Genomic DNA, 23,661 nt, shown 5'->3' with positions numbered 1-23,661 from the left:
CTTGTAAGGACAACACTTTGATCAAGAAGATCCTTATCGCCAATCGTGGCGAAATTGCCGTACGAATCGTGCGCGCTTGCGCTGAGATGGGTATCAAGTCTGTTGCTATATACGCAGAGCCCGACCGCCACGCTTTGCACGTTAAAAAGGCCGATGAAGCCTATAACATCGGACCGGACTCTATCTCCGGATACTTAAATGTTCACCGTATTGTCAATCTAGCCGTCGCCACTGGCTGTGACGCACTCCACCCGGGATATGGATTTCTATCAGAAAACCCAGATTTATCAGCCGCCTGCAAGAAAAGAGGCATTAAATTCATCGGCCCTAGCGCCGAAGTCATACACCGCATGGGGGACAAAACCGAGGCGCGTAAAGCCATGATCGCTGCTGGTGTTCCGGTAACGCCTGGCTCAGAAGACAATCTGGACAATCTGGATCAGGCAATCAAGCTGGCCAAAAAAATCGGTTACCCGGTGATGCTTAAAGCGACCTCTGGTGGCGGTGGCAGAGGTATTCGTCGCTGCGAAAATGAAAGCGAATTGAAAAAGAACTATGACAGGGTCATTTCCGAAGCAACCAAGGCTTTCGGCAGTGCCAATGTATTTATGGAAAAGTGTATTGTGAACCCCAAGCACATTGAAGTGCAGGTGCTGGCCGATTCTCATGGCAATGCTATCCACTTATTCGAGCGGGACTGTTCTGTACAGCGTCGTCATCAGAAGTTGGTCGAGATCGCTCCTTCCCCACAGTTGAGCGATGAACAACGGGAAATGCTCGGCAATTATGCAGTCACCGCTGCGAAGACAGTCGGTTACGAGAATGCTGGTACAGTCGAATTTCTGTTAGACAAAAACGAAAATTTCTACTTCATGGAAATGAACACTCGACTGCAAGTCGAGCATTGTGTCACCGAAGAAATCACCGGCGTTGATATCGTCCAACAACAAATACGCATCGCCAATGGCGAGAAACTTGGCTACACCCAGGAGCAAATAACCCGTCGCGGATTTGCGATTGAGTTTCGCATCAATGCGGAAGACCCAAAAAATGATTTTCTCCCCAGTTTCGGACGCGTAACGCGTTACTTCGCTCCGGGTGGACCCGGTATACGCACGGATAGCGCTATTTATAGCGGCTATACCATACCGCCCTATTACGATTCCATGTGCGTAAAACTCACGGTTTGGGCACTCACATGGGAGGAAGTATTGCGCCGTGCAGAACGTGCTTTGCAAGATATTAGTGTACACGGAATCAAAACAACGATTCCCTACCAGTTACAGATACTCAAAACCGAGGAATTCAAAAAAGGCGTGATCGATACCGGTTTCGTGGAGTCTCATCCCGAATTAAATGATTACTCGACGCGTCGACCACCTCGCGAATTGGCAGCTGTGATTGCGGCAGCAATCGCTGCACACCACCGGCTTTAGTCAGGAGACGATCCCACATGTCAAAAGTACAAATTACGGAAACCATATTACGTGATGCCCATCAGTCGTTACTTGCCACACGCATGCGTACGGAAGATATGATTCCAATCTGCAAGAAGCTTGATCAAGTGGGGTTCTGGTCATTGGAAGCGTGGGGTGGTGCCACTTTCGATGCCTGCGTAAGATTCCTCAGAGAGGACCCCTGGGATCGTTTGCGTGATTTGCGTAAGGCTTTACCTAATACACGCATACAGATGTTATTGCGAGGACAAAACCTGCTTGGCTATCGTCACTATGCCGATGATGTCGTTGAAAACTTTGTCAAGAAATCTGCCGATAATGGCGTGGATGTGTTTCGCATATTCGATGCGCTCAATGATATACGCAATCTTTCCACTGCCATAAAGGCGGTTAAAGCTGCTGGCAAACATGCGCAAGGGGCAATCTCATACACGACCAGCCCTGTGCACACTAATGAGGCCTTCGTCTCATTAGCAAAAGAAATGGTCAATCTGGGTTGTGACAGTATCGCTATTAAAGATATGGCAGGATTGTTAACGCCACATGCGACAGAAGAACTGGTTACAGCATTAAAGAAAACGGTGAACGTACCATTGCAGATACACTCGCATGCGACTTCTGGTTTGGCTTCAATCTGCCAATACAAAGCCGTTGAATGTGGCGCAACTCACATCGACACGGCGATTTCGTCTTTCTCTGGAGGCGCCAGCCATCCCGCCACGGAAAGCCAGGTAGCCGCATTTCGCGATACACCATACGATACCGGTCTTAACCTCGAACTACTTCAGGAGATTGGTTTTTATTTCCGAGAAGTGCGCAAAAAATACCATCAGTTTGAAAGCGAGTTCACCGGACTAGATACCCGTGTGCAAGTCAATCAAGTGCCTGGTGGAATGATTTCCAATCTGACTAATCAATTAAAGGAACAAGGCGAACTCAGACTCATCAATGACGTATTGGAAGAAATTCCGCGCGTACGGGAAGATCTCGGTTATCCGCCTTTGGTAACGCCGACTTCACAAATAGTAGGCACGCAAGCGGTCATGAATGTGTTGACCGGTGAGCGTTACAAAAACATCACAAACGAAGTGAAATTATATTTATTGGGCAAGTACGGTAAGGCCCCTGCGCCGGTCAATAAGCTGATCCAGGAACAGGCTGTTGGCAAGGAAAAAGTCGTTGACTGTAGGCCTGCAGATTTAATTCCTGCTGAGATGGACAAATTGCGCCAAGATATTGGAGCACTTGCAAAGACCGAGGAAGACGTTCTTACCTATGCCATGTTTCCAGACCTCGCGCGTGACTATTTAGAACAACGGAAAGCAGGCACTTTAAAGCCTGAGGCGCTAGAACCACCTGAGTCTGAAAACGTCGCCGTTTGCGGCCTCGCACCGACAGAATTTAATGTCACCATGCATGGAGAAACATATAACATCAAGATGACTGGTGCCGGTCATAAGTACCAGGCACAGCGCCCATTTTACATGCGGGTTGATGGCGTGCCCGAGGAAATCCTGGTGGAAACCCTGTCTGAGATTCAGACCGGCGGTATCGCTGGCGCAGCTACTGGTATAACCACAACATTGAATGCTCCGGGCAGTTCCCGTCGCCGCGCCAGCTCACCTGGTGACGTCACAACTTCCATGCCGGGCACTATTGTAGATGTCATGGTAGCGGTCGGTGATTCAGTCAAAGCGGGAGACCCGCTGTTTATTACCGAAGCTATGAAAATGGAAACCGAAGTCCAGGCGCCGATAAATGGAAAGGTCAAAGCCATCCATATAGCAAAGGGCGATGCAGTAAATCCTGACGAAACATTGATTGAGATCGAATAGAATGGCGCGAAGATTGGTCCTGGGTTCTTCTTCTCCTTATCGGCGAGAATTACTCCAGCGACTACATCTTGAATTCGAATGCTGTTCGCCAGATATCGATGAAACACCGAAAGAAGATGAAACACCACAACAACTGGTGGAACGCCTGTCCATTGCAAAGGCCAGGGCCGTCGCCAACCAGTTTCCGGGTGCGCTGATTATTGCAGGAGACCAGGTCGCGGTGTGCAATGGTCAGATTTTGGGTAAGCCGGGAAGTATCGAAAATGCCAGGCGCCAATTGACGCTCATTTCCGGACAAGACGTCGTGTTTGAAACTGGGTTATGTGTTTTCGATGACGAAACCAAACATTTTGAATTTGGACTCTTTCCCACACGGGTGTCTTTTAGGACATTGACTTCGTCACAGATCGATAATTACCTAAACAGAGAACCCGCTCTAAATTGTGCAGGATCTTTCAAATCCGAAGCCTATGGCATAGCTCTCACCAGCGCCATTCATAGCGATGATCCTACTGCGCTGATTGGTCTGCCTTTAATACACTTGACGCGAATTTTAGGAAATTTCAATGTAGCCGTTTTGTAAACGCCGCTCTAAAAGCTGTTCCCCCCCTCCCTTTTTTTATCTGGCATTTTTCGCACACGAACCTGAATCACTGATAAACTTAATTGTCAAAAAGAACACAATAAGCGCATGGCGATTAAACTCAGAGAGCAACTACCATGAAACTGTCCTGTCGCACCTACTTTACAGCATTTCTAATCCTGCTAACTATAACGTTAAGCCTACCCGTAACTGCTCAATCTATTACCGGGTTTGGCTATAGCGAGACCAAAGGTGGTACCGCTATCAACCGTGAACTTGCCACGGCAGCTGCTAATGCAATGCTTAGCGACCAGGCCAAGGTGGCTCAATTTGTTTATCAGAGAAAGTCTAACGAATTAAACTTTACCCAACAGCTGCGAGCTGAAATCAGCCAGGTAAAGAAGCTTAGAACTGAAACTATCGGTCAACACGGCGTGGCCATATGGTTACAGGCAAGCGTCTCCTTACCAAAATATCCAGAGGAGCGTTGCCAATTTATAAAAAGAAATCTGACCCAGACACAAAGTAGCCAAGATATATTTGCCTCATTGTGGCGCGAGACGATTCCAAAACTCATAAAACGTGAAACGCGTACGCACCAGAAAGTCCAGGGCATCAGTTATGCTCGCGAACTCGAAGTAAACAAATCCATGTTTGGCGGTTTTCAGCTTAAAACACAATTGTGCGTCGCAAAAATCAGTTCTGAATAGAATATCGGGTTTGCATTTCCCCCGTCACACTCGCCGTTTAGTGTCTCTTTTTAGGAAACCCAGCCGCCAACGTCGCTGTACTAATTCGGAACTGATTGCCTCACCAGGATAGTTCATCAATTCATAGCATGGTCGGCTTTAGAGTTCTGTACTGAAACAAATTTAATCATTGCGACAGTATGTATGATTAGGTATAAAAACTACGATCACAATCCTGCAGGAATCACTCAGTGTTCATCAGCGTATTGGAATTATTCAAACCGGGAATAGGCCCTTCAAGCTCACATACTATGGGCCCCATGAATGCCGCTGCCGCATTCATTACACAATGTAAGCTTGCCGTCGATCACTTACCACAGACGGAATCATTATCACTGCGCTGTACCCTAAAAGGATCGCTTGCCTATACAGGCAAAGGCCATGGCAGTGATAAAGCGATAATATTCGGCGTACATGGTTACTTGCCTGAGACGCTGGCAGGACAAAACATTCAGGATATATACGATACACTTGCTCAACATACCTCTGTTTCGCTTTCAAAAACACATTCAATACATTTTGAGCCCCAAAGCCAAATTATATTTGATACTGGGCCGACACTCCCCCAACATCCTAATGGTTTGATATTTGAATTATTGTCTGCAGAGGAGAAAACGCTGATTAGCCAGACCTATTTTTCCATTGGTGGCGGTTTCATTAAAACCCTGGAGGAAATTGACAATATCCAGGCACCGCTTAGCTATCATACCGAACCGCTCTCTCCATTTGGCTTTGATTCAGCGAACAGCATGTTGAAAATGGCAAAAGACAGCGGAAAAACCATTGCCCAAATGAAATGGGAAAATGAACTCGCCCGATTAAATTCGGACACGGTTTCGCGTGGGCTTGATCGCATTTGGAATACCATGCACACCTGCATGTTAAATGGTTTACGCCATCGAGAGAACTTACCAGGTGGCCTCAATTTAGAACGACGCGCCGCGCGACTTCATGAACAGTTGCTATCCTCACCTAAACAAGCGGAAAACGCTGACTGGCTATGCGCCTATGCCATGGCAGTAAATGAAGAAAATGCCGCAGGCAATACTGTGGTAACCGCACCGACAAATGGTGCAGCTGGGGTAATTCCTGCAATTTTGTATTACGAACTCAAACACCATCATATCCAACAAAGACAAATTCACGAATTTCTTCTTACTGCCGCTGCAATCGGTGGCATTATCAAACACCGAAGCTCTATATCTGGAGCCGAAGTTGGATGTCAGGGAGAGATTGGCTCTGCAGCAGCAATGGCCGCCGCAGGCTTGTGCGCTATTCGAGGTGGCAACCCAGAGCAAATAGAAAACGCGGCAGAAATTGCGCTTGAACATCATCTTGGAATGACTTGCGACCCCGTACAGGGATTAGTGCAGATCCCCTGTATTGAGCGCAATGGTTTTGGTGCAGTAAAGGCTTATACTGCAGCTTCCCTGGCATTGCATAGTGATGGACGTCACTTTGTGTCACTCGACAATTGCATAGCAGCCATGAAACAAACCGGTTTGGAAATGTCTCACAAATTCAAAGAGACCTCTCTTGGCGGCCTAGCGGTTAGCATAACCGAATGTTGAAACATTCCTGTCTTTAACGCACCGTTCCGTACGCCTTGTCCACATTGCCCAAAGGCGCGGTAAGCCCGGCAATTTGGCAACCTTGATTCAACGGACCGCCAGGGAACATTTGCAGCAAATAACGAGCGCCTCCCTTGAAATGAAAACGCTCATCCAGAGCATCTAGTAGCTCTCTAACCCGAATTCGCTCATGACTAGCGTAGAATTCCTGCAGTGCACGCACAATTTCCCAATGCCCCTCGCTCATCTCCAATGCAAGATTCCTCGCCACTTCTATCGCTTGATCGCGATCCCAATCGGGTGGCGCATGAGGGAAGTCGGGATTAGTATTAAAAATAAACCCTGGCTTTACAACTTCATAATCTCTGTTTTGCATAAAGGTTTCCTTTGTCACTACAAAACATCATTGATTAAAAATATGATTTGTTCAAATCCAATATTATTCGTTTAACTGCCTACTAAATTTAAGTGTAGCAGTTATTTTCTAAAGCATAGTCGAAACACATGCCTGATTTGTGGCCTGGGCCACACGATCGTTGCTTATCTCGATAAGAATTTTCAATTGATGAAAACGACTATATTTCGCCAGCCCAAATACGGAAAGGAATTAATAGAATTCAAGCAAGCGTTGAAAGACAAAAGCAGTGAACTTGTCAGTTCACAATTGACATGCAGTGAATTGCGTGTGGGCGATCTGTCGCCAACACATTATGACATTTTGCGCAGAGGATGCTTAGGTCTCCTCTGCGCGACCTGTTTAGTTAAGCTCAAAACCCTTGTTCAAAACAGAGTAAAGCATTTGTGATACCGTCACGCCGATACGCTCAGCAAAACGATCGATATAACTGGGTCTTACCGTATAATCCACGATTTTTTCTTCCCCAATAATTTCTCTCGCGACCTGACTGGTACTTCCCAAACCGTCGATCAAACCCAAATCAATTGATTGTTCGCCAGACCAGATGAGCCCACTGAATATTCTTGAGTCATCCTTGATGCGTTCGCCTCTCCCTTTTTTGACCGCGGTGATGAATTGCTCATGGACATTGGCAAGCATTTTTTCCATATGGTCTTTATGACTTTTTTGCAATGGTGAGAACGGATCGAGGAATGCCTTGTTTTCTCCCGCAGTGAGCACACGTCTCTCAATGCCGAGCTTTTTCATGGCCTCTACGAAACCGTATCCACCGGTAATCACGCCAATAGACCCCACCATGCTGGCTTTGTCTGCATAGATTTCATCGGCGGCCGCCGCGATGTAATAAGCTCCCGATGCCGCCATATCCGTAACGACCGCATAGAGCGGCTTATTCGGATATTCTTTGCGCAGTCTGACAATTTCGTCATACACGTAGCCGGATTGGACCGGACTACCACCAGGACTATTTATGCGCAAAATCACGCCATGTGAATTTTTGTTTTTAAATGCCGCGCGAAGACCGCTAACAATATTGTCCGCACTGGCAAATTGATCGTCGCTGATCACCCCTTTAATCTCTATCACTGCAGTATGCGGGGCCAGGTTAATTTCACCGGTCTCTGACGGAGAAAAGAGAAATAACAAACTAAACAGATATACAAACAACAACGACTTGAAAAAAACGCCCCAGCGACGATTCCGTCTTTGCTCGTTTAACGAGGCAAATGCCAGTCTATTGATCAAATCTTGTTGCCAGTTGTTTGATCTCTCGCCTTCCGCCGAGAGTTCATCAACGTTAGATGATGTTGTTGCCTTTACCTCAGGTGAGGACTCCCGCGTCCAGGGATCCGCTGATTCAAGGCTATCGCTGGCAACAGGGGTATCTTCCTGTTTCATCGAATTTTTATCCACATTGGAATCGTCGCCATCAATTTGCGTTTGATCATCTTTTTTATCATTCATACTCTATCCTTTACGCAGCAACCAATCCGATACTTCACGGGTATGCTCCAGTATATCAACAGGCTTACAATCACGCAGTCGTTCCTCCGGATGTGCGCCGCATTTTACACCTAAACCATGCACACCGGCATTGTTTGCCATTTGCAAATCAAATTCCGTATCGCCTATCATCAACGCTTCGTCACGCTCTACACCAAGCATATCGATAGCATCCAGCAACATTTGCGGATGCGGTTTCGACTGTGCCTCATCGATACATCGCGTAACATGAAAAACCTTGTTTAGTCTCGTTCGTTCAAGCGACTCATCCAGTCCCCGCCTGCCTTTACTGGTTGCCACCCCCAACAGATATCCCTGGCTCTCTAGGTCAATCAGCATGTCGTAAATACCCTCAAACAGTTCCGACTGAACCTTTTCCGGATGAAAGTAGTAATGTCGATAGCGTTCGATGATAGCGTTTATCCCCTCGTCACTTTGAACGCCTGGAAAAATGGCTCTTACAGCGAATTGCATACCGATCCCGATGATTTTATGTATCTCCTCGGTTGGCGGAACCGCGAGTTTCAAATCCTTTGCTGCAGACTGGAAGCAGTAGACAATTTCCGCCTGGGAATCCATCAAGGTACCATCCCAATCAAACACCAACATTTTGTAAGGCAAATTCACTCTTTCTCCAGTGTGGCAATAGCCGCTTGAAAAGCATTGTCCAATGGGGCGACGATGTCGATAACCTTATCTTTTCCCGGAATTGAAAATTGAAGCCGTCGCGCGTGAAGACAAAGTCTTTTGATTCCTTTCGTGCGACTTTGCTGATTGTACTGCTCGTCTCCGTATTTTTCGTCACCAATGATGGGGTGACCAATATGGGCACAGTGTACCCTTATTTGGTGGGTCCGTCCGGTTAGCAATTCAAGTGAAAGCAGGCTTGCATGGTGAAATAGCCTTTCCACTTTCACCAGCGTCGTCGCCGATTTTCCTTCACGATCCACTTTGACAAAGCGCTCACCGTTTTTCGCGACAAATTTCTTTAACGGCACGTCGACTTTGTCGATAGCTCTTTCCAAACGACCTACCACCAAGGCCTGATAGTGTTTTTTCATGGCCCCACTTCGAATTTGCTCATGAAGTGACTTCAAAATACTGGCCTTTTTCGCCAATAGCAGACACCCTGATGTATCACGGTCTAATCTGTGTACAAGCTCCAGTCGCTTGGCTTTAGGAAAAAGAACACGCATACCCTCGATCACCCCGAAATCCACACCACTGCCACCATGTACCGCAATTCCAGCAGGCTTATTCAAGACAATAACATCGCCATCTTCATATAAAATACTGTTCTCAAGTCGACGCAATACCGGATTGTCTGGAGACGGGCCAGTATTTGCAGCGCTGGTCCTGACCGGGGGAATTCTTACCTGATCACCAGTATTGAGTCGATACTCAGGCTTTACCCGCCCTTTGTTGACACGCACTTCACCCTTACGGAGTATGCGGTATATATAAGTTTTGGGAACGCCTTTTAACAGGGTAGTCAGAAAATTATCAATTCTCTGTCCCTGATGCTGGTCGTCGATAGATACTATTCGAACACTGAATGTGTCTGGTTTGGTGGATTTATTCATCGGCTATTCAATATGTTAGTAAACGATAGAGTGGTATTTTTGCGATTACGCTAAAATTTTCGAGTCTATGCTTGTGTATTGGCTGAAAAAAACGTATATAGGGGGACTGACGCCAAGTCTGCCAATGCGTAAACCTCGCGCAGGCGAAGGCCGTAAAGGCCCACATTGTAACAGAAAAATTTGGAATACGATTTCACACCTCTACGAAAGAGGGCGTAAAAATATTTACGGTGTTCCCCTTAAGGGGAAGGCCAACCGGTTGAAACGTTACTTAACCGCAGCAAACGAAAAAACATAACACCCCCCTCCAAGCGGGTGACAATGGGGATGCAGAACAACACAGTGTTGGTACTCCGAAGTGGAGACCAGTGGCGAAGTAAAAAAGGTATAACATCGCTACCAAAACACCGGTTGTCGTAGCATCTCTCGCTCTGCGTTTAAGTACTAGAGCAATGAGAAAGTTATATGAAGAGAATGCTGTTTAACGCAACTCAAAAAGAAGAGTTGCGCGTGGCCCTTGTAGATGGCCAAAAACTCTACGACCTGGATATCGAAACTACCACTCGCGAACAAAAAAAGTCGAATATATACAAAGGACGGATTACTCGCATTGAGCCCAGTCTTGAAGCGGCTTTCGTCGACTACGGTGCTGAACGTCACGGTTTTTTGCCACTCAAAGAAGTCTCCAGACACTATTTCAAAACTCCCTTAGAAGGCGGCTCACGCCCAAATATTAAGGAAGTGCTTGAAGAAGGTCAGGAGCTTGTCATTCAAGTTGATAAGGAAGAGCGTGGCAATAAAGGCGCTGCACTCACCACATTTATCAGTCTGGCGGGTCGCTACCTGGTACTAATGCCAAATAATCCTCGTGCCGGTGGCGTTTCAAGACGTATTGAAGGTGCTGACCGCAATGAGATTCGTGAATCCATGTCGCAGCTTGAAATACCCGAGAACATGGGGCTTATCGTACGTACGGCCGGCGTTGGCAAAAGTCCGGAAGAGTTGCAATGGGATTTAGATTATCTGCTACAACTTTGGTCTGCAATTGAAAAAGCCGCGCAAGAACGTTCCGCTCCTTTTCTGATTTATCAGGAAAGCAATATCATAATTCGCGCGATTCGCGACTATCTGCGCAAAGACATCAGCGAAATTCTGATCGATCATAAACCTACATTTGAACAAGCCAAAGAGTTTATGGCTCAGGTAATGCCTCATAATCTCTCGAAGATTCAGCTTTATGATGATCCTATACCGCTTTTTACCCGTTATCAGATCGAAAGCCAGATAGAAACAGCTTTTAGGCGAGAAGTGCAACTGCCCTCTGGTGGTTCACTGGTCATCGATCATACCGAGGCCTTACTCTCTATCGATATCAACTCCGCCAGGGCCACCAAAGGTGGAGACATCGAAGAAACTGCCTTGAACACCAACCTGGAAGCGGCTGATGAAATTGCTCGCCAGCTTCGTTTACGTGATCTCGGTGGGCTTATCGTTATCGACTTTATCGATATGACACCGGTCAAAAATCAACGTGAGGTCGAAAATCGACTACGTGAAGCGCTCAGCATGGACCGTGCACGTGTACAGGTAGGACGAATCTCTCGCTTTGGTTTATTGGAAATGTCTCGACAAAGAGTTCGTCCGTCTTTGGGCGAGCACAGTCAGATCACCTGCCCAAGATGCACTGGACAAGGCAAAATACGCAGCGTGGAATCGCTGGCCTTGTCGATTTTGCGCATCATTGAAGAAGATGCCATGAAGGAAAACACCGCGAAAATCCTGGCCAAGTTACCTCTGGATATCGCTACGTATCTTCTCAATGAAAAACGGCCTCACATCAGTGACATCGAAGCAAGACAGCAGGTATCAGTACTCTTAGTGCCAACACCTGCGCTAGAGTCTCCTCACTACGATATTGAACGCATTCGCATCTCTGAGGTGGATTCAAATCAGGAGATTAAGAGCGCGTCTTACGAGTTGATCAAGGAAAAAGAAACACCCTTGATGGAAAGCAAACAAGCTGAACGTACACAGACTCGAAGTGAACCAGTCGTCAAGAGCATTCAACCTGCAACACCAAAGCCGCCAGCAGCGGAAGCCAAGAGCAAGGGCCTGATTGGACGTTTCATTAGTGCTCTTTTTGGTGGTGAAAAAGATAGCGCAGACTCTCGAGACAACAAATCTGATAGCAAACAAGGAAAACGTCGCAACAACCGTGGTAATAGACCGCAGGGTGGACAACCTGCAGAACGAGGTGGCAATAGTCAGCGTCGTGGCGGAAACAACAGCAGTGGTGGTCGTCGCAACAGACGCCGTCATAGTGGCAATCGCAACAAACGTGATACTCAAGGACAGAAACCTACACCAGATGACGAGAAAACCCGTCAAAACAGAACCCAGGAAACGGATCAAAAAAAAACTAAGCCCAATGGCAGTCCGGGAAATGTAGTGGAAATGTCCAAAGGTTCGAGCAATAACAATGAAAAGCCAAGTTCGGTAGCAGAAAAAAGCTCACCAGCTGAAATCACTACCATAGAAAATCAATAGCATTATTCCGCAACAGGCTCAGTTTGGGCTTGTTGCGGCTTCAGTTTTTCAGAAATGCCTCGATACCAGATTTTAATTCTTCGAAATTCTCAGCGGCCAATTTAAATTCTTGGCTTTTTATCGACGTTTCCAAATCACGTGCCTGCTGGAGCAACTCCGCTAAACCGAAGTATCCGATGGAGCCCAACAAACGGTGGGCAGATTCAAAGGCCTTTTCCGAATCCTCTAATTTCAGAAGCTGTGCGATTTCTTCAAGGTTAGAGCGAAGTTCCTGCGCAAGCCTATCTTGCAACTCTGGGGGAACCTTGACGATATCGCCGACTGGAATTGCTGTTTGCTCTGATTTGTGTTCCTGCGCGCTCTCCTTGCGCTCATTATGCAGTAACCAGCTGTCCAACACGTCTAATAGCTTTGCTTCGGAGATAGGTTTGAGCAAGTATCCGTCCAAACCAGCAAATTTCAAATTTTTTCGATCTTTTATAAACACATCAGCGGTCAAGGCGATAATAGGAATTGAAGCGCCGCTTCCACCCAAACTTCGGATCTGTCGTGTTGCCTCCAAACCATCCATTAGTGGCATATGGATATCCATAAGAATCATGTCGACATCATTCTGTAGAAAGCTCTCAATCGCCTCTCGTCCATTTGTCGATTCAAGCGTCTGTATTCCCATCTGGTTAAGCAACTTGCATATGAGCAATTTGTTAAAGCTATTATCCTCTGCTACCAGAATGCGCTTGCCCTTAAATACACCGCGACGACTGGCTAAAGATTCGGGATTTTCCTCAAACGAACTAACAGGATGATGTCCGGCGCCAAATAACTGCAAGATAGAACTCACCATTACGGCAGTACGCGCTGGTTTCGAAATCACATCAATCAACTTGTCTTTACTGATAACTTTACCGACATCTATATCGTCACGCCCAAATAACAGTAAGGTTGGCCCGACATAACTCTGTCGTAATTCCGATACCTCTTGGTTTACATAGTCCTCATTCGTCTTATTGTATGAGAAAGCCATTATTATCAGATCAAGCGCCTGAGAACTGGTAAGCACCGTTGATGCAGCGTCAAGACCGCCAAAAGCAAAAACTTCCGCGCGTGCTCTAACAAATATATTCCTAAGCGCACGGCGCGAAATCGGATTCTCTTCGATGATTAAAACGCGCTTATCTCTAACAAAATCACCCATCAGATCTTTGATGTTCTGTGCCTGTCTTTGTAACGGTAAGGTAAACCAAAACGATGCACCTTTCCCTTTTTCGCTTTCTATTCCTATTTCGCCATTCATTTGCTCGACCAGACGTTTGGCAATAGCGAGCCCAAGCCCCGTACCACCAAACCGACGAGTGATACTGGTATCCACTTGCGCAAAGGTCTTAAACAGTCGCTCCTGTTCAATCTGGCTGATTCCTATTCCTGTATCAGTCACTGAGAAACGGAAAATTCTCTCATTTTCACTTTGCTCAACATCTTCGACCCTGACCGAGACAGTCCCTTCCTCCGTAAATTTAATTGCATTACTGATAAGGTTAGACAAAACCTGACTAACTCTTGTTGAATCACCAAAAACGCCGAGTTCCACCGCAGAATGTATATCCAGTACAAGCTCTAGCCCTTTCTCATATGCGGTACGACTATGCATTAACACGACATCTTCAACCAAACCTCTCAGATTGAAAGGCTTGTCTTCCAACACCAATGTTCCATACTCAATTTTTGAAATATTGAGAATATCATCAATAATGCTTAACAATTGCTTGCTCGCTTGTCTCGCCATACGAATATATTCTTTTCTTTCTTCCTCATCCTTAGACTGTTCAAGCAATCGCGTAAATCCAATTACTGCGTTAACAGGTGTACGAATTTCATGACTCATTTTTGCAAGAAACTCTAGCTTTGCCTGGCCAGCGGAAACTGCCTGCCTTCTAGCCTCGTCCAACTCGGAGTTCTTCTCCTCAAGCTCGGAAACTATCGTGCGCAGTTCTGACGTCGCGGTGGCAACCTCAGACTGTAGACCAACCTGAGAGTCCTGTAGGGTCTGAGCCATTTCATTGAATCCGGCCGCCAAGGTACCAAGCTCTCCTCCATAGTGGCCCTCTACACGTATATCGAAAACACCTTTTTGAAGATTCTTAACTGCGCGAGTAAGCTTAATGATCGGATTTGCTACAGTACCACCGATGCGTAGTGCAAAAATTGCACTCATTAACATTCCTGAAAACATTATCAACAACGAGTTCAACAACACAGTGCGTTCCCTTTGTCGAGTTGATTCCATACTTATTTCTACGTGTACACTACCTACGATCTTTGGTCGCCGACTATCGCCACTTCCACCAATCATAGGCATATCAACGTCAGACGCCTCCAACACACTTTCAATAACCGTTTTTTTAAAAACCAATATATTTTCCTCTTCAATTGCATTTGAGTTGGATTTTTCATTGGAAACGTCAACTACGGTTTCTGAAGCTGCGTTATTGATGACGATACGAGTAACATCCGGCTCCTGGAGCCAATGTCTGGCAATATTGTCCAGCATCGCTCTATTGTCTACAAACAAACCAAATTCAACAGAGGAAGAAAGATGTTGTGCAAGCGCCTTTCCGCGGTCATGCAAAACATTATTCATATCGTCAATCCGACTGGAGGTGATGTAATAGCCTAATATAAAGGTTATAGTTACAATTGGCGTGATTGCCAAAATCAGCAATCGGTTTTGTATTCCTAAATCCCTAGCCCACCCGAACATCACTTTTTGCCCCTCATTATATCTAATAAGGAGCCTTCGTCTGGCTTTCTAATTTTCAAACTCTTGTAAATAGCGTCATTGTATTCAACTGAGAATTCTTTTGGATCATAGCTTTGCCCTTGTTTATCCGAAGATAAGCGAATATTGTTCGTAAAAATATCAGCGGCTTGCAGCAATATCTGCTCTGGAGTCGAATAGATTGCCGATATTGCCCCTGCACGAATGAACGCAGGTGAAAACCCCACCACTGGGACACGTTGTTGATATGCCATATACAAAAGCCATTTTGCATTTCTTGGAGAATATGCTACTGAATCGGGAATCGCTACGACGGGGACTTTTTGCACAAGGAATTTTTTAAGTTCCTGAGCCGAGTTGGACTCATCCTTTATTACGCTAAAGTACGCTTTTACATTTTTCTGTTCGAGGACAGCCTCTATTGCTTGACGCAAATGAATGGATGATGGACCAAGCAAGAATCCCAGTTCGCCAGGTGAATTCAGACTACGTATCGCAAAATCGACAACACGCTCGATAGGTTGATCAAGTGTTATTGCGTCTAAATATAAGTTTGGGTATTTTTTCTTAACAAAGCCATATGTTGAACGAGTAACAAACAGCGCCAATATGTTGCTATCCGCGGAAGACAAAGAAGCGACTTTTAATGTCGCATCGGTACCAATTGTCAGTATTCGCGTTTCAGAATCTAACTTATACAACGAAGGCGAGAAATTATCATAATAGATTTTGTATACCTCAAATCCCTTGAATGTTCCATTCTGTTCAAAAAACTCGAGACTCTTTGCATATAAAGCGTTATTGTCGTAAACGAGAAGCAGACGTTTATTTTTATCTGAAGCGATGCAAGGTAACGTAAAGATAGCAAACAATGTGCAGAACAACAGGGAGTGACGATAGTAAGTTATCGTGAATTCAATGAATGAGGAAAAGTAGGCGCCTATTCTCATTTTAATATTCAACTTTAGGCACTGTCAGGATACCATCCGATGAATTGACACACTGATAGCGTGTGCGTTAAACCTTGTTCATCTGTATCTACCCGCCTCAGGCAAAACCTGTATTTAATCTTCTCTTATACCCATCTTTTTTGCTTCGATTACTGCCTGAGTACGATTCGACACATTTAGTGCTTTAAATATAGCTGTCACATGAATTTTGACAGTGTATTCCGACAAGCCCAAGGTCTTGGCTATTTCTTTGTTGGTTAAACCGGTTATTAGCAATTTGAGAACATCATACTGTCGACCAGTCAAGTTAGGCATTTCCTTGCTGACTTCGGAATTGAGTCCAGGAAAACCGGGCGATGGCTTGTCGTTTGCCAACAAACTCGCCGGTGGAATGTACACTCCCCCTGACAACACAAGTTGAAGTGCACTTATCATGATATCTTTGGACAAAGATTTTGGGACGTATCCGCTGGCGCCAATATCAATTGCGCGACGCATATGATTTGAACTTTCAGACGCCGACAGGACAACAACAGGCACCTCTGGCAATATCCTGCTGATGTTTTCTAAAAGCTGAAATCCATCTGTGTCAGGCATAAATAAGTCCATAAGAATAATATCCATATCCTTATGTTTGCTGAGCAATTCCATCAGTTGAACACCATCATCCGCCTCGAGTACCTCGACGCCCTGCCAAACCGTTTTTAGGGTATGAGTGATCCCGTCTCGAACCAGCACATGATCATCTGCGACTGCAACTTTCATCTATATCCCCGAATCCTGCGGACATTGGCAAGCTATCTGAGAACCCAGACAAAACTCAGATGCCAATCAAATTCCTATACAAATAGTCAACTAATAACCTGCAATTTTTCAATACTATACACTAGTCCTGCCATTTATAAACAGTGGTTATTTCGTTTCCTTCCTCATTTACCAAAACCTCTGCAGCCAATGATTTCAGTAGTGTTAAGCCGCGGCCGCGAACTTCAATCCCTGATTCATTTCCTGCACTTATTTCATGTTTTATATAGCCTTTCCCGGAGTCAGTCACAGTAATTAGCAGGCTTCCTGACTTGCCCGTATATTCAACCTGAACCCTGACTTTTATCCATCCTTCAGTCAGTGCCTGCAGTCTTTCTTTGCGGTCATTGTAGTACTGACTAAAGCTTTCTTCGTCAGTTTTTGTATCGGAAGACAGCTGCAAAATACCATGCTCCAAGGCATTGTTATACATTTCCGAAAAAAGTACGAATAAATATTCGGACCCAGATATCTTTCCCGTTACTGCAGTCACTGTATCAAGCAACATGGGAATAGGATCGAAAAAACGTAAAGTTTCATCTTTGAATAGAAATTCCAGTTCACAATTCTTATTGTCTACACTTTCTTCTTTCTGCTTTGGTTGTTTATCCTGTCCATGAAAAAGTTTTCCGATATCACAGTCAACCTCTACTAGAGTGACATCGTCTGTATGACTTTCACCATTTCTAAATTTTTCGTGTTCGTCTACTATATTTTGAATTATAAATCCTTCACCATCTGCATTTTCAATTGCCTGGTAAAGCCGATCAATACCAAACATAATGCCATTTCTATTTTCTGACTCTGTCACGCCATCACTATAGACCAGCAATCTGTCACTATTCTTCACTGAAGCGTACTCGACCGAGCTGTCAAAATTTGCCGGCGTTAATACCCCGAGAGGCAAATGTTTTGATGGATATGTTTGTTTTATTTTGTGATTCTTATTGTCGATAACCAGTATGTCAGGCATTCCTCCGTTCCAAATGGTTATTCGTTTGGCAGAAGAATCTATTTGCAAAATAGCCGCAGCCAGGAAACGCCCTTTTGGTAAAAATGTTGTGATTTTACGGTTGATCTCGCTGACAATCTGCGAAGCTTCCCACCCTTTTGCACTCATAGTATAGAAAATTTCTGCTACAGGTATAGCACCAATCGCCGCAGCCAATCCATGTCCAGTAAAGTCGCCTACGAGAATATTTACCCCTTGCCCCGGATTTCTAGATGTCAATACGATATCACCATTAAAGGATTCGGCTGATTTTCGATATGTATTAATAATCGATACATCATCATCTCCCCTACCCATGATGTTGGCAAAAATTCTCTCTGCAACCTCCTGTTCACGGATGATCCGTTCCTTATATAAGGCAAGCTCATGACGTTGTTGATGAACGGTTTCGTTAAGCAGCCGTATTCGGTTCATCGCCTTTATCTTTGCGACTAACACGGTACGGTTTATGGGTTTCGCAAGATAGTCATCACCGCCATGTTCGAGACAGTTGACCAATGCGTCGTCTCCACCCATGGCGGTTAGAAAAATTATAGGGACAAAATGCTCTTTGGACTCTTCCTTTATTTTTCGAGTAGCGATATACCCATCCATGATCGGCATCATAACATCCATGAGAATCAAATCCGGCCGTTCATAACGAAAAGCCTCTATCGCTTCCATGCCGTTTTCAGCCATTACTATTTCATGCTGCTCCTTCTGAAGAATACCTTTCAGAACGAGACGGTTAGTAGCGTCATCGTCGACTACCAGTATTTTCATCCCTTAGCTCGCAACGGCCTTTTAGCGAATTTCGAACAATTTCTGAAAATTGGCAATACTGAGAATTTTATGAATCTCTGGCTTGCACCCGCTAATCGTTATTGAAGCGCTATCACCACCGGCATGCTCTCTTAATAGCAACAGCATACCGAGCGCGGAACTGTCCATGTATTCAGTTCCGCTCATGTCGATATTATATCGTGCACTAGGTGCGAAATTTCTATATGACTCTCTAAAATTAGAGTGATCATTAAAGTCAAATCTCCCGGTAACTACTATGTTGACGCTACCGCCGTTTTCCTTGCTACTTACTGGCATTTCATTCTCCTGTTCTATGTTTCTGTTATACACCCGTATACAACTTAGAATTGCTTCTATCTACATACAACTGCTAAATCTAATATATGTTGAGATTATTGGGTCGAAATAGTAATTTTTTTTCTTTCATCCCAATTCATTTTCCCTAAAATAAGTCGACGTCTCCCTGCCCCATTGACTTCTGCATTACTGGATTAAATTTGTCGCTATCTCTGGACAAGCTAAACTTGTCTATTTCTCCCAATAGGGCTTTTGCTCTTAATTGCAACTCGTCGAACAGCTCGGTTTTGTCTCCCAAAATTTCGGAGGCCTCAATTGTCAGCTCCTTCATCCGCAGTAGTCGACCGGAACTATGCTCGGTTAACTGCCTAACAATGTCTTCAAACTGCAGTGCCCTAACTGCAACATTAACTTGTTCTCCAATGCTATTTGAGATACCAGAAACTTCTTGCAGGTTTTTTTCTATCGATCCATTCAGAGCTACCATATCTTCAATCATTACATCAATGTGCTGTTTGGATTCTATTGCGAATGTAACATCTTTCGAAGCGATTTTGCTGACGACACTTTGCGCTTTTTCCAGATTGTGCGTCGCTGTTTTCATTACCTCACCTATTTGTTCACTAAAATCATTGGAATTCGTTGAGAGATTTCTAACTTCATCGGCCACAACTGCAAATCCTCGCCCAGCTTCACCAGCACGAGCTGCTTCTATTGCCGCATTTAATGCCAATAGATTCGTCTGCTCAGCAATTTTTTGAATATCCTTTAACAACTCTTTTACATTGTTCATTTGCGTCGCTAGATCGCTAACGACACTCATGATTTCCATGCTGTCTCGACTCGTGCCTACTAGTTCGGACACAAAATTATCCAGTGTCGACTGTATTACCCTTGAAAACTTATGGAACTTTAATTCCGATGAAGATGATTCATCGCTTTCCTTCATGGAATGCAACAAGGAGCGCAACATATTTACCTGTTGGTGAGATTCACTATTAAGACCGGTAAAACTCGTTTGCAAATCACGAATTGCTTCATTCATTAGCTCCCTTATTCGCGACAGATCAGACGAAATACTATTGGTCTCCTTAGCCACCAGTGTTTCTAATTCGCGGTGAACGTTATCCAAGTCTGTAGAAAGTGAATTCTCGTCACTTGATACCTGTTCTCCATCATTTTCAGCAAGACTTTGCAACAAAAGACTAAAAAGCCCGGTGATCAACCAGACTCCACCCATACCCATCACTATAAACATAGAAACCATATGGTTAGAAAAGCTGGACACACCATAGGCTGCAACCAAAGTCGCAATAATTGGGAGTGCGATGTATATAGTTTTTGATTTTCCGCTCATTCTGTGCCGTAACGAAATCAGGATTTCCGTTCATGAAACTATCGACGCACTGCTTCTTTATCTTGAGCTAATCGGTAACAAAACATTAACTTAGCGTGATATTCATAAAGTGTTTACACTGAATAGACAGGTTTCCATGCCTCGCGTCTGTACGTTTAAGAACTACTTCCGTGTTTTGTGACCAATTGCGCAGCAATGATGCCTTTGTTTTCTTAAACTTACTGTCGATATAGGAGTACCTGAAAGCATAGCAAAGGCTGCCTAAGCTACTCTAATGTCAAATAGTTTTAAAAATATGATGATTTTCTTCCTGAGCTTGAGCATAGGAATTGACGTCTATGCTAGTTCAGAACCTCCATCAGACGTACACGAGGCCGTGCTTCAGGAAGCGGAGACCTTGCTACGCGGAGGACAGTCTGAAAATGCTTTCACTCTTTTGGACGAATACGCTGGACAGTTGGAAGGTATCGTGGAATATGACTATCTATACGGGTTATCTGCACTTCAGACAGGAAATCCCAGTATCGCGATATTTGCCCTGGAACGCGCATCTGCGCTTTCTCCTCGTTCAGGCACCATAATTCTAGACTTGGCACGCGCCTACTTTGATGGAAATGATCTCCCCCAAGCTCAAGCAATGTTTGAACGTGCGCGGGCATTGAATCCGCCGGCAGCCATTATGCAAATAATCGATCAATACCAGGCAGAAATAGCGATCAAATTAAGCCCTTTTTCCTTCGAATTCGATCTATTGGCAGGCTTAACTGTCGGAAACGATTCAAATGCCAACAGCGGCACGGCTGAACGGGAAGTTAAATTTCATGATGGTTTCTATACTCTAAACCCGCAATCGAGACAGTCTCCTTCTGATTTCTTTGTATATAACGGTCAGTCGTATTTTGCTATTGATTGGAAAAAACAAGTAAAGCTATTCAGCAGTGCCAGCCTGGCCTACAGCCAATTTTCGAGCGCAAAGTTTGCTGACAATGCGTCTGGAGCGCTTAAAGGAGGGCTATCCTATTCAGGATCAAGATTTTTTTCAAATAATTTAGCCACAGTCCAAATTGTACAAATGCGCAAGAGTGCGAACCAGAACACAAACAATAGTGCTAATGACGCCGAAAACAAAAACATCAAAGTCGCAACGGCATTACTAGTGAGTGATCAACAGATAAATTTTTCAGAAACCTTTGCAGCAGCTATATTTGGCTATGCGGGTCTGTCTATGTATCCCAAACTGTATGAAGTACAGGAAGGCTACTTCGGCGTTGCAGGCGCACGAAGCACATTTAGAAATGGACTCAATACGCTAAGCGTGAGTCTATCTGGTGGTCGACACGTTCCAACCAACAACGACTCACTTTTTGGCAACGTTTTTGTCAACATGGATGCAAATGTGAACAGTTATGTCGCCAAGAACGCAAAAATGTATTTAAACGGCTCTATCAAATACAGCAACTATCAAAATGACGTCGGAAACGCTTTGAGCTTTGGTGCAGAAAGAGTAGACGCACTAGCGCGAGTTTCCGCCGGTTTCACAATAAATTACTCTAAAAAATGGACTATCAGCCCTGAACTATCTCTAATAAAAACAAAATCCACTGTGGACCTTTATGAGTATGAAAAACTCAAGGTCTCCGTTTCCATTCAAACCCAAGTGTTATAGGGGGTAGTTATGGCTACCAATAAGCGTTACAAGAGAGAAAAGCCAGGACTGATGCCTCGCATCATACTGGTGTTGATGTTTGTGTTGGCTCCTATGATTGCCTATGCCGAGGCAGGAAAAATAATTTTCCTCATTGGCGACGCAACCGTATTGTCGGCGGCGCATGGCGAACAAAAAGCCAAATCTGGAATGGATCTCGAACCCGGAGATATTTTACGTACTGGCGCCAAAGGTCAGCTTCAAGTGAGAATGGCTGATGGCGGTTTGATCGCTGTACGTCCGGACTCAGAATTCAAAATCGAAGAATTTGTTTACAACCAGGATGTAGGCACAGATAAAAGCTTTTTTACTTTGCTAAAAGGCGGTTTCCGTTCTGTAACTGGCGCCATCGGCGAAGCAAACAAGCCTGCGTACAGGGTCGAAACACCTATCGCCACTATCGGGATACGTGGGACCGATTACTCAGCTCGTTTATGTGATACCAACTGCAGCCAGGCTGATGGTTTATATATAAGTGTATTAACTGGCGGCGTTGCATTATCAAACGACACCGGAGTGGTAGAGATAAATCCTGGTGATTTTGGCTATGTGCAGGACAATTTCTCTACGCCTGTTCTTCTGGATGCCGCTCCTGGCGACATACTGTTCGCCAACCAAGGTGCCACCGACAGTGCAGCACCTCTCGCTTCAACTAGCGAAACGCTGATTAGTAATGCCCAGACAGTTTCCTCGACAACAACGGACACTACTGTGGCGTCTACTAGTGTTGAAAATACCGTCACGTCTCTACAAGCTAATCTACTGAGTGTAGATATGAGCGCTGACTCAAACTCCGAGACAACGACTGATACAGTTAACTCTGTTAACTCTGTTAACGCTGTTGACTCTGTTAACTCATCAACTGTCACTGAATCACCAATTGTGTTGAATCGCACTATTGCAATGGCCGGATTTGGACAAAGTCCGAATGTGAGTCATGAATTGGCCGATAACGTGACCAGCACCACAAATGGCGAGTTGGATTCTTTTCAGATAACTAGCACTTCTGGTAGTGTTAGCCAATTCGTGCGAGATGCCAATATCGTTTCAGTGGAACGAGGCAGCACAAGTGGCGGTGAAATTAGCTGGGGACGCTGGACTGCAATGAATGTCGCTGTAAACAACACTACATCATCAACGCTAGAAGACAAGAATAGCATTCACTGGATTGCCAGTAATGTATTCGAGGACAGCATCGTGTTTGATAAGACGGCTAGTGGCAGCTACAAGATAGTCGGTGGAACTAACCCAACTGACAACATGGGCAACATCGGCACCTTAAACACTGTTAATTCAACGTTTGCGGTAAACTTTTCTAGCTCGACAGCAGACTTCGTTGCGAATGTCAGCATGGCTGATCTTGAACCTGAGAACCCAAACACAAACACTTGGGAACTTGCTTATCGCAACATGGCTATCACGAGTGATGGAAAATTTGGTGGTGAATTAAGCGATATACGATCACTAAACCATCCAGTGTATTCAAACCCCATTAACAGTGGAAGCGCCACAGGCTCGTTTGCTGGGGGATTGTCTACATCGCGTGCACCAATGGCGGCACTGGTAAGTTACTTTGCAAGAACCGACTATGAAGGTTTTGGCCCAAATAGAGTAACTCAAGAGTTCAATGGCGTCGCCGCAGCGGAGTTGGTTACACCTTAATTTTCTTAGTCAAAAACGAACAATAGAAGGCAGGGACGCCTCACACCCCTAAAATAATAAATTAATTTG

The 23,661-nt window shown here is 45.0% G+C and carries 17 protein-coding genes and 1 pseudogene; 8 read left to right on the top strand and 10 right to left on the bottom strand.

Translation table 11 applies throughout. The features are described 5' to 3' along the window. Positions 1–17: 17 nt before the first annotated feature. From OEZ43_10380 to OEZ43_10360, 5 genes are all read left to right on the top strand, one after another. On the top strand, positions 18–1,436 hold the full coding sequence (locus OEZ43_10380) for an acetyl-CoA carboxylase biotin carboxylase subunit (GenBank protein MDH5545990.1): 1,419 nt from the start codon (positions 18–20) through the stop codon (positions 1,434–1,436). A gap of 17 nt (positions 1,437–1,453) precedes the next feature. Beyond that, positions 1,454–3,292, top strand: a complete 1,839-nt coding sequence (gene oadA, locus OEZ43_10375) for a sodium-extruding oxaloacetate decarboxylase subunit alpha (GenBank protein MDH5545989.1) — start codon at positions 1,454–1,456, stop codon at positions 3,290–3,292. Position 3,293: 1 nt separating this feature from the next. Beyond that, positions 3,294–3,875: a Maf family nucleotide pyrophosphatase gene (locus OEZ43_10370; protein ID MDH5545988.1), complete on the top strand. Its 582-nt coding sequence runs from the start codon at positions 3,294–3,296 to the stop codon at positions 3,873–3,875. A 137-nt stretch (positions 3,876–4,012) separates the two neighbouring features. Continuing rightward, on the top strand, positions 4,013–4,585 hold the full coding sequence (locus OEZ43_10365; GenBank protein MDH5545987.1) for a hypothetical protein: 573 nt from the start codon (positions 4,013–4,015) through the stop codon (positions 4,583–4,585). Between the two features lie 230 nt (positions 4,586–4,815). Beyond that, positions 4,816–6,195 (top strand): L-serine ammonia-lyase, encoded by a 1,380-nt coding sequence (locus OEZ43_10360; protein ID MDH5545986.1) that lies wholly within the window; start codon positions 4,816–4,818, stop codon positions 6,193–6,195. 13 nt (positions 6,196–6,208) lie between these two features. Here the strand turns inward: OEZ43_10360 and OEZ43_10355 are convergent, their stop codons facing one another. From OEZ43_10355 to rluC, 4 genes are all read right to left on the bottom strand, one after another. Beyond that, positions 6,209–6,571 carry a TusE/DsrC/DsvC family sulfur relay protein gene (locus tag OEZ43_10355; protein MDH5545985.1) on the bottom strand — a complete coding sequence of 121 codons (363 nt, stop codon included), beginning with the start codon at positions 6,569–6,571 and terminating at the stop codon, positions 6,209–6,211. A gap of 381 nt (positions 6,572–6,952) precedes the next feature. After that, positions 6,953–8,077, bottom strand: coding sequence for a S49 family peptidase (locus OEZ43_10350; protein MDH5545984.1), 1,125 nt, complete (start codon positions 8,075–8,077; stop codon positions 6,953–6,955). Between the two features lie 3 nt (positions 8,078–8,080). Beyond that, positions 8,081–8,743, bottom strand: a complete 663-nt coding sequence (locus tag OEZ43_10345) for an HAD-IA family hydrolase (GenBank protein ID MDH5545983.1) — start codon at positions 8,741–8,743, stop codon at positions 8,081–8,083. Continuing rightward, a complete protein-coding gene (gene rluC, locus OEZ43_10340) occupies positions 8,740–9,699 on the bottom strand; it encodes a 23S rRNA pseudouridine(955/2504/2580) synthase RluC (GenBank protein ID MDH5545982.1) in 960 nt (319 codons plus the stop codon). The genes OEZ43_10345 and rluC overlap by 4 nt, the downstream gene beginning before the upstream one ends. Positions 9,700–10,164: 465 nt before the next feature. Between rluC and rne the strand changes: the two are divergent. Then, positions 10,165–12,123: pseudogene (gene rne / locus OEZ43_10335) on the top strand (ribonuclease E). 163 nt (positions 12,124–12,286) lie between these two features. On the opposite strand, the gene OEZ43_10330 reads toward rne, so the two are convergent. The 6 genes from OEZ43_10330 to OEZ43_10305 form a co-directional block, all read right to left on the bottom strand. Next, positions 12,287–14,884: an ATP-binding protein gene (locus tag OEZ43_10330; GenBank protein MDH5545981.1), complete on the bottom strand. Its 2,598-nt coding sequence runs from the start codon at positions 14,882–14,884 to the stop codon at positions 12,287–12,289. A gap of 119 nt (positions 14,885–15,003) precedes the next feature. Beyond that, positions 15,004–15,972 carry a hypothetical protein gene (locus tag OEZ43_10325; GenBank protein MDH5545980.1) on the bottom strand — a complete coding sequence of 323 codons (969 nt, stop codon included), beginning with the start codon at positions 15,970–15,972 and terminating at the stop codon, positions 15,004–15,006. 114 nt (positions 15,973–16,086) lie between these two features. Beyond that, positions 16,087–16,737: a response regulator transcription factor gene (locus OEZ43_10320; GenBank protein MDH5545979.1), complete on the bottom strand. Its 651-nt coding sequence runs from the start codon at positions 16,735–16,737 to the stop codon at positions 16,087–16,089. Between the two features lie 121 nt (positions 16,738–16,858). Next, on the bottom strand, positions 16,859–18,550 hold the full coding sequence (locus tag OEZ43_10315) for a fused response regulator/phosphatase (protein MDH5545978.1): 1,692 nt from the start codon (positions 18,548–18,550) through the stop codon (positions 16,859–16,861). A gap of 21 nt (positions 18,551–18,571) precedes the next feature. After that, positions 18,572–18,868, bottom strand: a complete 297-nt coding sequence (locus OEZ43_10310) for an STAS domain-containing protein (protein ID MDH5545977.1) — start codon at positions 18,866–18,868, stop codon at positions 18,572–18,574. A gap of 145 nt (positions 18,869–19,013) precedes the next feature. After that, complete coding sequence (locus tag OEZ43_10305) at positions 19,014–20,225, bottom strand: methyl-accepting chemotaxis protein (protein ID MDH5545976.1); 1,212 nt, start codon at positions 20,223–20,225, stop codon at positions 19,014–19,016. Positions 20,226–20,499: 274 nt separating this feature from the next. On the opposite strand from OEZ43_10305, the gene OEZ43_10300 reads away from it, so the two are divergent. Further along, entirely contained in the window at positions 20,500–21,891 is a 1,392-nt protein-coding gene (locus OEZ43_10300; protein MDH5545975.1) for a tetratricopeptide repeat protein, read from the top strand. A 9-nt stretch (positions 21,892–21,900) separates the two neighbouring features. Continuing rightward, the gene (locus OEZ43_10295) at positions 21,901–23,592 is read left to right on the top strand and encodes a FecR family protein (GenBank protein ID MDH5545974.1); all 1,692 of its coding nucleotides are present in this window, start codon (positions 21,901–21,903) and stop codon (positions 23,590–23,592) included. Positions 23,593–23,661 lie beyond the last annotated feature (69 nt).

The organism is Gammaproteobacteria bacterium (assembly GCA_029881255.1).
Taxonomy (GTDB): domain Bacteria; phylum Pseudomonadota; class Gammaproteobacteria; order S012-40; family S012-40; genus JAOUMY01.
The sequence above is the reverse complement of the archived record's forward strand: the minus strand, read 5'-3'. Positions and strand labels throughout refer to the sequence as shown.

Bases quoted from the DNA above. Each gene is read 5' to 3' on its own strand.
- oadA (MDH5545989.1), top strand. From the start codon at position 1,454: ATGTCAAAAGTACAAATTACGGAAACCATATTACGTGATGCCCATCAG.
- OEZ43_10370 (MDH5545988.1), top strand. From the start codon at position 3,294: ATGGCGCGAAGATTGGTCCTGGGTTCTTCTTCTCCTTATCGGCGAGAA.
- OEZ43_10365 (MDH5545987.1), top strand. From the start codon at position 4,013: ATGAAACTGTCCTGTCGCACCTACTTTACAGCATTTCTAATCCTGCTA.
- OEZ43_10355 (MDH5545985.1), bottom strand. From the start codon at position 6,571: ATGCAAAACAGAGATTATGAAGTTGTAAAGCCAGGGTTTATTTTTAAT.
- OEZ43_10350 (MDH5545984.1), bottom strand. From the start codon at position 8,077: ATGAATGATAAAAAAGATGATCAAACGCAAATTGATGGCGACGATTCC.
- rluC (MDH5545982.1), bottom strand. From the start codon at position 9,699: ATGAATAAATCCACCAAACCAGACACATTCAGTGTTCGAATAGTATCT.
- OEZ43_10330 (MDH5545981.1), bottom strand. From the start codon at position 14,884: ATGAATAATGTTTTGCATGACCGCGGAAAGGCGCTTGCACAACATCTT.
- OEZ43_10325 (MDH5545980.1), bottom strand. From the start codon at position 15,972: ATGAGAATAGGCGCCTACTTTTCCTCATTCATTGAATTCACGATAACT.
- OEZ43_10320 (MDH5545979.1), bottom strand. From the start codon at position 16,737: ATGAAAGTTGCAGTCGCAGATGATCATGTGCTGGTTCGAGACGGGATC.
- OEZ43_10315 (MDH5545978.1), bottom strand. From the start codon at position 18,550: ATGAAAATACTGGTAGTCGACGATGACGCTACTAACCGTCTCGTTCTG.
- OEZ43_10310 (MDH5545977.1), bottom strand. From the start codon at position 18,868: ATGCCAGTAAGTAGCAAGGAAAACGGCGGTAGCGTCAACATAGTAGTT.
- OEZ43_10305 (MDH5545976.1), bottom strand. From the start codon at position 20,225: ATGAGCGGAAAATCAAAAACTATATACATCGCACTCCCAATTATTGCG.
- OEZ43_10300 (MDH5545975.1), top strand. From the start codon at position 20,500: ATGTCAAATAGTTTTAAAAATATGATGATTTTCTTCCTGAGCTTGAGC.
- OEZ43_10295 (MDH5545974.1), top strand. From the start codon at position 21,901: ATGGCTACCAATAAGCGTTACAAGAGAGAAAAGCCAGGACTGATGCCT.